Source organism: Clostridium sp. KNHs214, from assembly GCF_000744935.1.
Taxonomy (GTDB): Bacteria; Bacillota; Clostridia; order Clostridiales; family Clostridiaceae; genus Haloimpatiens.
This window is the reverse complement of the sequence record NZ_JQMW01000009.1, coordinates 621249-633002: the sequence shown is the minus strand read 5'-3', so window position 1 is coordinate 633002 and position 11754 is coordinate 621249. Positions and strand designations below refer to the sequence as shown.

Here is an 11754-nt window from a genome sequence, read left to right as displayed (position 1 = left end):
TCTAGTCGTCAATTCCCGTATCTTATTACCGATTTTTAATGTCAATACTCTATTATAAGTTTTTAGACTTGAAACTAGTCTTATTAGTGTTCTAAATTGTAATTTAGTATTTTGAAGATTAATGATTAGAAATTAGTTTCTCTTTTTATTTTTAAGTTTATATACAATAGCTAATACTTCTGCTACTCCTTCATACATTTCTACGGGAATTTGTGAATCTATCTCAACCTCCTTATACATAAGTCTTGCTAGAGGTTTATTTTCAACAATAGGTATTTCATGTTCTTTTGCAATTTCTTTTATTTTTGCAGCTACCTCACCTTGTCCTTTAGCCACCACTACTGGAGCACTTTGTCCCTCTTCATACTTTAAAGCCACTGATATATGTGTTGGATTTGTGACTATTACCGTAGCGTCTGGTACACTTTGCATCATTCTTCTAGATGCCATCTCCCTTTGCATCTGCTTAATCTTTCCTTTTATTTGGGGATCTCCTTCATCTTGCTTGAACTCCTCTTTTATTTCCTGCTTAGTCATTCTTAACTCTTTATTGTACTGACGCTTTTGATATATAAAGTCCATAAGTGAAATAGCAATCATTACCAAAGTTACTTTTTGAAAAATTTCTACTACTAATTTCTTTATAGCAGGTGGAATGTAATTGATTCCTGAGTACCCTAAATTTAAAATATAACCATAATTTTTCATTAAATATTTATAACCAACAAAGGCTACCACAAAAACCATAGCTAAATCTTTAAAAAGTTCCACTAAAGTTCGCATGGAAAATATTCTTTTTAAACCATTAAGAGGGTTTAACTTTTTCAAATCTGGTTTTATAGTTTCTTTTGTAAAAAGGAAACCTGTCTGTATAAAGTTGGCTATAATGCCCATTATTGCAATAGGTATTGCTACGGGTAATATAACCAAAGCCGCTCTCACAAGCACAGTGAGTAAAATAAATTGCAAATTGTTAGAATCTACATGCATGTTAATATAATTATTTAAAAAAGCTATCATATCTTCCCTTAAGCTATTTAATATAAAATCACCTAATGCTACAAATACTATAGTAGATGCTAATAGCGTAAATGTTAAACCTAATTCTTTACTTTTGGCTACTTGTCCTTTTTTTCTAGCATCTTTTTTCTTTTTAGGAGTAGCTTCTTCCGTTTTGTCCTCTGAGCTAAATATTACAATTACAGGAGCTATACTTATAATTCTTCTCATTATCAATGGTATTTTGTCAAAAGAATTTACTATAAAATCAATTAAAGTAGGTATAGCTATGGATATGGCCATTAATCCCACTAATATTTTTATAGGAAGTCCTAGTATCATAACATTTAACTGTGGAACTGTTCTTCCTACTAAAGCCAGGGTTAAGTCTGTAATAATTATAACGAGTATAATAGGGAGAGCAATTTTAAATCCTATAGTAAAAAAGTCTATAAACCCTTTTATAACCAGCATGGAAGACTCATCTGTAAGTAGGAGTTTGCCTAAACTTCCTACAGTAAAACTTTCTGATATGGTTCTTATTAATATGTGGTGACCATCCACTAAAAAAAACAATACTACAGAAAGCCAGTACATTAAATTACTAAGCACTGTTACATTACTTCCTGTTTGAGGGTCAAACATATTCATCATAGCAAAACCAATTTGAACATCTATAAGTTGTCCCGCAAAACTAATACTAAAAAAACAAAATCTAACTATGTATCCCAGCATTAACCCTGTTAAAATTTCATTTAAGCAGTAAAACATAAGGGTTGCCCCACTGTCTACTCCTGCTAAAGCTGAATAATTTACTGTGGGAACAATAACATAAGCTAATATAGCACAGAATCCTATGTTTAAAGCTTTAGGTGCACCCTTAGGGAAAAAAATAGGTGATGCTATAAATAATGATATAATTCTTAGAAATATAAGTAAAAATGCTGTAAAATATGCTACGTTTAACAAAATACCTCACCTACTGAATTAAATTTGCAATAATATCAAAAATTCTTCTAGTAAATCCATTCATTACATGTATCATCCACGGAGCTGTTATAAGTCCTACCACTGCCACTGCAATTAGCTTAGGCACAAAGGTTAAAGTTTGCTCCTGTACTTGAGTAGTTGCCTGTAAAATACTAACAAATAACCCTACCAGTATTCCTGTGATTAAAATAGGTGCTGATAAAGTTAATGCTGTTGAAATAGCATCCTTCATAACTGAAATAACCATGTTCTCTGTCAATTAACTCACCTCATCTAAAACTTAATATTAAGGATTTTACAATTAGATACCATCCATCCACCATTACAAAAAGTAATAATTTAAAAGGCATTGATATCATAACCGGCGGCAACATAAACATTCCCATGGACATAAGTATACTTGCCACTACTAAATCTATTATTAAAAATGGTATGTACAATAAAAAACCTATTTCAAAGGCCCTCTTTAACTCACTTATAGTAAAAGCAGGTATTATTGCATGTAAAGGTAAATCTTTAAGTTCCACTTTAGCATCAATTTTTGCTGTTTCTTTAAATAATTGCAAATCCTTTTTTCTAGTCTGCTTTAACATAAAGTCCTTTAAAGGCTTGGTTCCTTTGTCTATAGCTTCCTGCTGGGTAATACTGCCCTTTAGATAGGGCTGTATAGCTTCTGAATTTATTTTTCCTACAGTAGGTGCCATTATAAATACAGTTAAAAACAATGCCAATCCTATAATAACTTGGCTAGGTATAGATTGTTGAGCTCCTAAAGCACTCTTTAAGAAGGAAAAAACCACTACTATTCTTACAAAACTAGTCATCATTATTATAAAGGAAGGTAGTAATGTAAGAATTGTAAACATTATTAGTATTTTAATATTGTCCACATATTCCTTAGGTGTACCAGCTCCATCTACAGAAAAATTTACCTTAGGCACTGGAATATTAGTATTAGATGCTGCATATGCCCTGCTCCCAGAAAAAATACACAAGCATGTTATAAACAAAATTATAAATGTGACAATTTTAGTATTTTTTTTCATATCATTCTTTCCTCTTCTTAAATCTTCCGTAAAATTCTTTTAAGTCCTTATATTGAGGTATGTTTCTGCCTTTCTCAATATCTAAAAGTTCTTCTTCTGAGATAGGCATTAGTATTTCTACCCCTTTATTACTATTAGAAATAACGTATCCCTTTTGTCCAATTTTCACCACCAAAATACTGTTATCTTTAGATAGCTGAACTCTTTCAAAAATTTTTATGTATTTGCCATTTTGCATATTTCCAATTTTACTTCCACCATATTTTAAAACTAAATATATGCTTAAAAGTATAAAAGGAAAAAAACATATAAGTTTTATTATCATCATAAAAAATTCTTTGTCCATCTTGACTCTTCCTTACTGAATTATTATGTTGTCAAAGTTAACATTCATTATCTCGCCCTTATACAACTTAGAATTAATTTTATCTAAAAGATCTTTTTTTAATTTTTCTACCCCTTTAACATCCAATTCAGTACTTTTTTTACTCATAAGTTCTAAGTTAACTGCATCTCTTAAAGTAGACTTTCTTTCTTCAATTTCTTTAGCTAATTTTTTATTTTTCTTAGGAAAAGATATATAAATATTTAACTTTATATAATTTTTTGAATTTTCATCTGCTAAATTCACTGTAAATTCTCCTAGTTGTAAGAAACTTTCTTCAACCAAGGGAGCCCTTTTTGATACTCCAGTATTCACTGCCATAGATTCAGAGGCCTTCTTGTTGGCAAAATAATACCCTCCAAAAGCAAACCCCCCTGCAACTATTAAGAATAAAATAATAATAATAATTTTTTTTCCTTTACCAGTACCGTTTTCTTTCTCTTTTTGTTTCATTTTATTTTGTCTCTCCTTTTTCACTATCAATAGTTGTGTCTTCTATAATTATATTTACCCTTCTATTTTTCGCTCTGTTTCCATCATTATCATTAGGCACTATAGGCTTCTGCTCTCCATATCCTGCTGCAGTAAATCTATCAGGATTCATTTTATTTGTTTCCACAAAATATTTAAGTACATTTACAGCTCTAGCAGTAGACAACTCCCAGTTACTTGGATATTTATAAGTACTTATAGGCACATTGTCCGTATGACCTTCCACAATAACGTGACTCTCCGGAAACTTTTGCAAAATGTTACTTATCATATTTAATACATCTGCACTATTCTCTTTTACTTCACCTTTTCCTATATCGAATAATACACTTTCTTTAAGTCTTAAAACTACTCCTTTTGGTTCTTTAAGAACTTCGATTTTATCTTTCATTTTATTTTCTTTTACATATCTAGCCACTTCTTCATACATAGACTTTTTAGCCACAGTTCCACTTTTACCGCTAGACTTCGCAGTTTCACCAACTATAGGTACTTCACCTTGTCCATTGCCAAAATCTAATATAGAATTGCTTCCCTGACCAGAAAGAACACTTTGCAAAGAACTAGCTATCTGTTTAAACTTATTTGTATTTACCGTAGACATAGAATATAAAAGAACAAAGAAAGTAAGTAAAAGGGTAATAGTATCCGAATAAGTAGTTAACCATTCCTCCCCTGTTAACCCTGAACCTCCATTTTTCTTTTTTCTAGACATTTCCTAATACCTCATCTCCTGAAACTTGTGTTTCATTAAACTTTATTCTTTCCTCTGGTGACAAATAAGAAATTAATTTTTCTTGTACAATTCTTGGGTTTACTCCAGATTGAATAGCTAAAATACCTTCAAGCATCATTTCCCTACTTGCTACTTCTATATCTGTTTTATAATTCAAATTAGATGCTATAGGGTTAAACAATAGATTGGCCATTAAGGAACCATAAAATGTAGTTATAAGCGCCTTTGCCATACCAGATGCCAAAGATGCTGAATCGCTTAAATTAGCAAGCATTTGAATAAGTCCTATTAAGGTACCAATCATACCAAAAGCTGGTGCATATGCTGCCCATGCTTTAAACATTTCTGCTCCTTGCCTATGTCTTCTTTCCATCTCATCTATTTCTAACTCCATAACTTCTCTTATAGTTTCTGGTTCTATACCATCTATAACCATTTGAAGACCTTTTTTCAGAAAACTATCACCTATCTCTGAAATACCATCCTCTAAAGATAAAAGTCCTTCTCTTCTAGCTTTCCTAGATAAGTTTATAAAATCTTCTATGATTTCTCCACTCTCCATAGTGTGTTCTTTATATGCCTCTATATTTACCTTAATCATCTTTCTTAATTGTCCAAGAGGATAGTTAATAAGTAAGGCAGCAAAAGAACCTCCTATTGTTATAAATATAGAACTTAAATCATAAAAAATCTTAAGTCTTTGACCTATAGAACCATTTCCCCCTACCATAATTCCATAAATAACACACACAACACCTGCTAGCATACCTATGCTTGTCATTATGTCTCGCTTCTTCATAACACTGCCTCCTACAAATCACCTGAAAATATCTTTCTTTTGTATTTTATTACTTCTTTAATAACATAATCTACACTCTCTAATACAATATACTTCTTACCATTAATAAGAGTAATAAGAGTCTCAGGAACTTCCTCTATTTCTTGAATATGTTCTGCATTTAATATAAATTTTTTATGTGTCATTTTTGTAAGTTCAATCATTAAAACACACCCCTTTTTTTAGTGGACTAGGGGGCTAGTGGGCTAAGATTAGTTTGCTAATCAAACTAATCCCAAATCCCCAATGGCTAATCCCTGCTCCCTAACAACCTAAACTAATTAAAATACTTTTTATTTTAGTATTATTATCTCTTTAAATTGATAATATCTTGTAGTATCTCATCTCCTGTAGTTATCATTTTACCACTAGCTTGGAAAGCTCTGCTGGCAACTATCATATCTGTAAATTGTTCTGCTAAATCTATATTTGACATTTCCAGCATTCCTTGCATCATGTCTCCATAGCCGTCACTATTATCTACCATTGGATTACTGCCTATTCCACTTCTTATATTAGGTTCTCCAGAGTTAGCAGTATTTTGATACATATTCTTACCTAATTTCTTTAATCCACTTGTATTTCTAAAGCTAGCCATAGCAATTTGTCCAAGAGCTGAAACCTTGCCATCATCAAGAGTAGCTTTTATAACACCATCTTTTTCTATAGAAAAACTAGTTACTTTTTTATCTCCTTCTGATGATAAAACATATGTCCAGCTGTACTTCTTTTGCTCATCTGTTATTGCTGGAGCTGATGCATCTGATGGTAACTTACTTACGTCTATATTTAATTTAGTGTCTCCTAATATTTTGCATAGCTCTTCATTTTTTGCACCATTTGTTATATCTGTCTTATTGTTAAATTCTTCTGCTTTTCCATAATCTTTTCCGTTTACAAATACATTAAAAGAACCTTTGGCAGGGTCTGCAGTATCCTTTACCCATTTAATTTCTATTTTTGCATCTTGTACCCCTTTATATTTATTATCTGCGCTACTTATTCCTATAGTAGGAAATTTTTCATTATCTAAAGTAGCATCCACTGTACCTGTATAATTCAATTTTGTATTCTTAGTAGCATCAGCATTATTATTTAATACTGTAGCTTTTACATATATAGCTTCTGGTATTCTAAGTGGTACTAAGTTATCTGTAGCTTTTATTCCATTTTCCGAATCTACGTCTACAAAATTACAAACTCCATTAGCACTATACTCTATACTATTTGCCCCCATATTATTTCCATTGGCATCCTTAAGAGTTACTGCATATCCCATAATCCTGTATCCATCTGAAGTTAATAGATTTCCCCTATGATCTAGTGTGAATGAACCATCTCTTGTAAAGCTTACTTGCATTCCATTACCATTCATTGTATGTTCATTTGGATTTACTTTTATACCTGCAGCATTAGTTTCTGGAATAGGACCTCTTCCTACTATAAAATATCCTTCTCCATCAACTCCTACATCAAGATTTCTTCCTGTAGGTTGCATCATTCCTTGGCTCATCAAAGTATCTATGCCTGCAAGTTGAACTCCAAGTCCAACTTGTTTAGGGTTAACACCTCCCTGATTTCTTCCCGGTCCTATTGCTTCACTCATACTTTGACTTAACATATCTTGAAATCTAACCCTAGAACCTTTGAAAGCTGTAGTTCCAACATTAGCTATATTATTACCAGTTACATCAAGCTTTGTTTGATTTACTCTCATTCCACTGATACCTGAATACATTGATCTTAGCATTTATATTCCTCCTTTTATCTTAGTCCCTATTCCATAATCACTAGGTTTATTCTTTGCTTCTGTCAATCCACAAAGAGTGAGCTCCCTTTCGGTCCAGCTCCTTTTAAATTAACACCACTGTATCTAAATTTGTAAATACACTCATTTCTTCCTTAGGCACTGCTGTTATTATGGTTCTATTTTTTATATTAGTTATTAGCGCAGTGTCTTTGTATAATATTAAGCATTCTCTTCCATCTTTTTCTCTAGCTTTATTTATAGCACTGTTTATCTTTTCCATATCCTTTTCAGAAAACTTTATTTTTCTGCTCTCCAATCTTTTAGATGCATGATTAGATATATTAAATCCATTTTCTCTATCTATAGCTTTTTCTAATATTTTCTTAAAGCTTACATCTACTTTTTCCTTATCATTATAACAACTCTTGCTGCCACTGAAAGGAGCACTTAAATTTTCTACGGGATATAGCTTTCCATTCACTACTCTGTATCCCATACCATCAATATCCTTTCTGTATAAATCTATTTTTCTTTAAACTTTTCTTATTTTTCTTTTTCTTCAGTTCCTCCATCTTCCTTTGAAGACATACCCACTTTAGTAACTGCATCATAAGGAATAGTTTTTTCTTCTAATTTTCCATCTTTCTCTACTAAAATTGTTAAATTAATTCCTTTCAGGCCTCTAGAAACTCCCTTTACCACACCAGAATAAGTTTTCTCTACTTTTTTTCCATACTCATCCACTTCATTCATTACAGCCTCAACTTTTTTATCTATCATATTTGAAGCTAGTAAGAATCCAACATTTGAGTTAATATAATCTAATCTATCATCATTTAAATGAATTACATCCTCTACTGCAGAAAGGCTATAGTCTTTATATTTAATTTCCCCTTTGTCAACTATCTGCACTTTTAATTTAATGTCATCTCCATTTTTATTTACACTAACTACTTGTCCTCCATATTGCACCCCTCTATTGTCGTAGTCATTTAGGGCTACTACTTTACCTACAAGAGATTGTGCACTTGAAAATGTCATAGTGGTGTTTAAATTAGTCATTTGTTCTAATGATGAAAATTGTGCTAATTGAGATACAAACTGTGTGGAATCCTTAGCGTTAGTTGGATCTTGATTTGATAATTCAGCTGTGAGTATTTTTAAAAAAGCATTTTTATCAAGGTCTTGTCCCTTTTTTACAATTCTTGTACCTCTATCAGTAGCTCTAGAAGTTTCGTAACTTCCTGAAATTCCCCTATAAATTCCAGTTCCATTTGAAGTTTTTACACTTTCAGGCATAAAAAAATACCTCCTATCAATTTTAAACGTTTCCTAAAAATTTAAACTTTCATTTAAAGCCTAAACTTTAGCATTTAAGTTTCCGTTATGATTTTCATCTATAACCATGTTCTCTTGTTCATCACTGGCTAAGACATTTTTCTTAGAAAGGTCTGAATTATAACTTTTTCCTTCATTTCTTCCCTTAGGGTTGTCTCCCATAAACTGTCCACTGAAGAATGTAGTATCATCGTTATAAACATTTATTTCTGCTGGCTGTATTTTTACATTGGCTGTGCTTAATTTTTCACTAATTTCTCCTAAGTTAGAGTTTAATAAACTGTATGTTTCTTTGTTTGTAGCATTTAAGGCTAATTTTATCTTTCCTGATTCCATTGTAAGCCTTATAACTATTTCCCCTAATTCCCTAGGCATAACTTTAACAGTTAAGTTCTTTAAATTATTATTTTCCATGTATTTTATACTTTTAACCATATCCTGTACAATGTTTGCTTTAGTAACTGTTCTATTTTCTTTTACTTCCACTGATATATTTCTATCTATTGGACTGAATTTATTTAATCCTTCTAAATTAGTTGGTTTCTTGATTTCCACATCTGCATTTTTAGGTTCACTCTGCGTCTCTGCATGTTCAATTAAATTTTTTAAGAAGTTTTCTTCCTTAGATAATATATTATTTTCCGATTTCATATTTGTTATATTGCTTCTATTGGTTATGTATTCTACAGCGCTTATATTTTTATGAATTGCTTTATTACTTTTTATTTCTTTTTCTAATTCTCCACTTATAAATTTAATTAAGTCTTTTACATTTAAGTTTTCACTATCCGTAGATAGTTGTCTATTTATTTTCATTTGGATTTTTTCAACTAATTTTTCTGTTGCATTTTGAGAAATTAAAGCAGGTTTATCATTTTCAAGAAGAAACTTTAATTTTGCTAATTCTTTACTGTCTTTCTCATTTATCTTTGGAGATTGATGTAGAAAATCATGAAAAGTCTTATTAAGCATATCATTTATTTCTTCCGCTTTATCTAAATTTACTTGGCCTTTTAATTTTTCAGTATTATCTAAATAATTGTTTTCACATAAAAGTTGATAAAGAGTTTCTAATATACTTATTAAATTTTGATTATCATCTAGTAAAATTTCTTCTTTGTCTTTCTCTTCAGGAAGGCATTCCTTCTTTTCTTCTTCTAATCTAAATTTAGAATTTATACTTCCTTTTCCTTCTGATGTAACTCTAGAATTTACAATTTCTTCTTTATCTCTCATTTTACCCTTAGAACTATTAGATACCTTTTCCTTTAGTTTATCTTTAAAGAAATTATTTTCCTGTTCCTTAGGTATCTCCTTATATTTGTTGCCATCATTAGATAGGTTTTTTACTGGAATATCTATAGATTTAGAAGTCGTGTTTGCTATTCCTATCATTTTATATTTCACCTCCTTTCGCATTATTTCTTATATATGCATAAAGAGCAAATTCATCATTGTTCTTTTGTTCAATTAGATTTTGCTCTGTTATGAACTGCTGTTTTTTCTTCTCCTTTAATGTTCCCACTATTTTTTTATCTATTTGTTTTTGTTTTAGTTCCTCTCTCTTGGTATTCACCTCCTTTTCTTTAATATTTAAAATACATTCTGTTTCTTTTATAGATATGTTTAAAGAATTAAGATAATTTTGTTGTATCTTCTTTTCTACTGTAGAATTGTTAAAATCTATAATTCTATGTTTATGATAATTTTCTTTTAAATTTTGTAACTTATCCTCTACTTTATTTTTTTCATTTTGTACTTTTTTAAACTCTATTTTACACTGTTCTTCCATATTTTCTCTTATATCTAATAATTTTTGAAGTTTAAAATTAAAAGATTGCAACTTTTATACCCCCTAAATTTAATTAGTGGAAAAAATATTCTTAAGTTTTTCTATACTTTCATCAAATTCACTTTTCTCATTTATACCTTGCTTAAGATAATCTTCTAAAAAATCATTATATTGTATAGCAAGATCTAATTTTTTATTAGTTCCCTTCACATAAGCACCTATATTTATTAAATCTTCTGATTCCTTATAGGTTGCCAGCATATCTCTACCTATAGAAGCTGCTTTTTTATGTTCATCCTCCACTATCTCTGACATAAGTCTGCTTACACTATTCAAAATATCAATAGCTGGGTAGTGATTTTTAGCTGCTAATGCTCTAGATAACACTATGTGTCCATCCAAAATACCCCTTACAGCATCTGCAATGGGTTCATTAAAGTCGTCTCCATCTACCAGTACAGTATAAAAAGCTGTTATGGAACCTTTTTGAGACATTCCTGCTCTTTCCATGAGTCTTGGAAGTTTTGCAAAAACTGAAGGAGTGTATCCTTTAGTAGCAGGTGGTTCACCTATAGCTAATCCTATTTCTCTTTGAGCCATGGCAAATCTAGTTACAGAGTCCATCATCAATATAACCTTTTTGCCTTTATCTCTAAAATATTCTGCTATTGCTGTGGCTGTAAAAGCTCCTTTGAGCCTAACCAAGGCTGGTTTATCTGAAGTAGCACAAACAATAACAGATTTTTTCATTCCCTCTTCTCCTAAATCTTTTTCGATAAAATCTAAAACTTCCCTACCTCTTTCTCCAACTAGAGCAATAATATTCACATCAGCCTTAGCTTCTCTAGCTATCATACCTAAAGTAGTACTCTTTCCCACTCCACTTCCTGCAAATATACCAATTCTTTGACCTTCTCCGCAGGTTAAGAATCCATCTATCGCCCTTACTCCAGTAGGAATAACTTCTTTAATCCTCCTCCTATTAAGAGGATCTGGTGGTTCTGTATCTAATGGATACATATAGCCTTGCTTTAATTCTTCTGAATTCAAAGGGGTTCCAATACCATCTAAAACCTTTCCCAAAAGCTCATCAGAACATTTAACACTTAAAGGTCTTCCACCAGGTACTACTTTACATCCTGGGGATATCCCCACCAGTTCTCCAAGAGGCATCAATATTACATTTTGCTCCTTAAATCCAACTACTTCACAATTTATAGGATAATTTTTTTCATTATATATTGTACACACTTCACCTATAAAAGCCTTTATTCCTTGTACTTCTATAGTTAAACCTATTACATTTTTAACTTTTCCCTCTTCATAGGTAAAATTTGTATTTTTAACTTCTTTTAATATTTTTTGAAAATCTATATTAATCAAGAAGT

At 31.1% G+C, this 11754-nt stretch carries 14 protein-coding genes; all 14 read right to left on the bottom strand.

Annotated features, from left to right (window positions below):
* Positions 1-132: 132 nt before the first annotated feature.
* The 14 genes from CC89_RS05365 to fliI all read right to left on the bottom strand — a co-directional run bounded on the left by CC89_RS05365 (position 133) and on the right by fliI (position 11749).
* Entirely contained in the window at positions 133-1968 is a 1836-nt protein-coding gene (locus CC89_RS05365) for a fused FliR family export protein/FlhB family type III secretion system protein (RefSeq protein WP_035289943.1), read from the bottom strand.
* Between the two features lie 10 nt (positions 1969-1978).
* The gene (fliQ, locus tag CC89_RS05360) at positions 1979-2248 is read right to left on the bottom strand and encodes a flagellar biosynthesis protein FliQ (protein ID WP_035289941.1); all 270 of its coding nucleotides are present in this window, start codon (positions 2246-2248) and stop codon (positions 1979-1981) included.
* A 10-nt stretch (positions 2249-2258) separates the two neighbouring features.
* Complete coding sequence (fliP, locus tag CC89_RS05355; protein WP_035289939.1) at positions 2259-3035, bottom strand: flagellar type III secretion system pore protein FliP; 777 nt, start codon at positions 3033-3035, stop codon at positions 2259-2261.
* A 1-nt stretch (position 3036) separates the two neighbouring features.
* Positions 3037-3381: a flagellar biosynthetic protein FliO gene (locus CC89_RS05350; RefSeq protein WP_035289937.1), complete on the bottom strand. Its 345-nt coding sequence runs from the start codon at positions 3379-3381 to the stop codon at positions 3037-3039.
* Between the two features lie 12 nt (positions 3382-3393).
* Positions 3394-3873 carry a flagellar basal body-associated FliL family protein gene (locus CC89_RS05345; protein ID WP_035289934.1) on the bottom strand — a complete coding sequence of 160 codons (480 nt, stop codon included), beginning with the start codon at positions 3871-3873 and terminating at the stop codon, positions 3394-3396.
* A 1-nt stretch (position 3874) separates the two neighbouring features.
* Positions 3875-4627 (bottom strand): flagellar motor protein MotB, encoded by a 753-nt coding sequence (locus tag CC89_RS05340; RefSeq protein ID WP_035289932.1) that lies wholly within the window; start codon positions 4625-4627, stop codon positions 3875-3877.
* Positions 4620-5447 (bottom strand): motility protein A, encoded by an 828-nt coding sequence (locus tag CC89_RS05335; protein ID WP_035289929.1) that lies wholly within the window; start codon positions 5445-5447, stop codon positions 4620-4622. The genes CC89_RS05340 and CC89_RS05335 overlap by 8 nt, the downstream gene beginning before the upstream one ends.
* 11 nt (positions 5448-5458) lie before the next feature.
* Positions 5459-5650 carry a flagellar FlbD family protein gene (locus tag CC89_RS05330; protein WP_035289927.1) on the bottom strand — a complete coding sequence of 64 codons (192 nt, stop codon included), beginning with the start codon at positions 5648-5650 and terminating at the stop codon, positions 5459-5461.
* A 143-nt stretch (positions 5651-5793) separates the two neighbouring features.
* Entirely contained in the window at positions 5794-7236 is a 1443-nt protein-coding gene (locus tag CC89_RS05325) for a flagellar hook protein FlgE (RefSeq protein WP_035289924.1), read from the bottom strand.
* Positions 7237-7339: 103 nt separating this feature from the next.
* Entirely contained in the window at positions 7340-7732 is a 393-nt protein-coding gene (locus tag CC89_RS05320) for a TIGR02530 family flagellar biosynthesis protein (protein WP_035289921.1), read from the bottom strand.
* A 47-nt stretch (positions 7733-7779) separates the two neighbouring features.
* Positions 7780-8535 carry a flagellar hook assembly protein FlgD gene (locus CC89_RS05315; protein ID WP_051931518.1) on the bottom strand — a complete coding sequence of 252 codons (756 nt, stop codon included), beginning with the start codon at positions 8533-8535 and terminating at the stop codon, positions 7780-7782.
* Between the two features lie 60 nt (positions 8536-8595).
* Positions 8596-9969 (bottom strand): flagellar hook-length control protein FliK, encoded by a 1374-nt coding sequence (locus CC89_RS05310; protein WP_035289919.1) that lies wholly within the window; start codon positions 9967-9969, stop codon positions 8596-8598.
* Between the two features lies 1 nt (position 9970).
* Positions 9971-10417, bottom strand: a complete 447-nt coding sequence (fliJ, locus tag CC89_RS05305) for a flagellar export protein FliJ (protein ID WP_035289916.1) — start codon at positions 10415-10417, stop codon at positions 9971-9973.
* Between the two features lie 18 nt (positions 10418-10435).
* Positions 10436-11749, bottom strand: a complete 1314-nt coding sequence (fliI, locus tag CC89_RS05300; RefSeq protein WP_035289913.1) for a flagellar protein export ATPase FliI — start codon at positions 11747-11749, stop codon at positions 10436-10438.
* Positions 11750-11754: the final 5 nt, after the last annotated feature.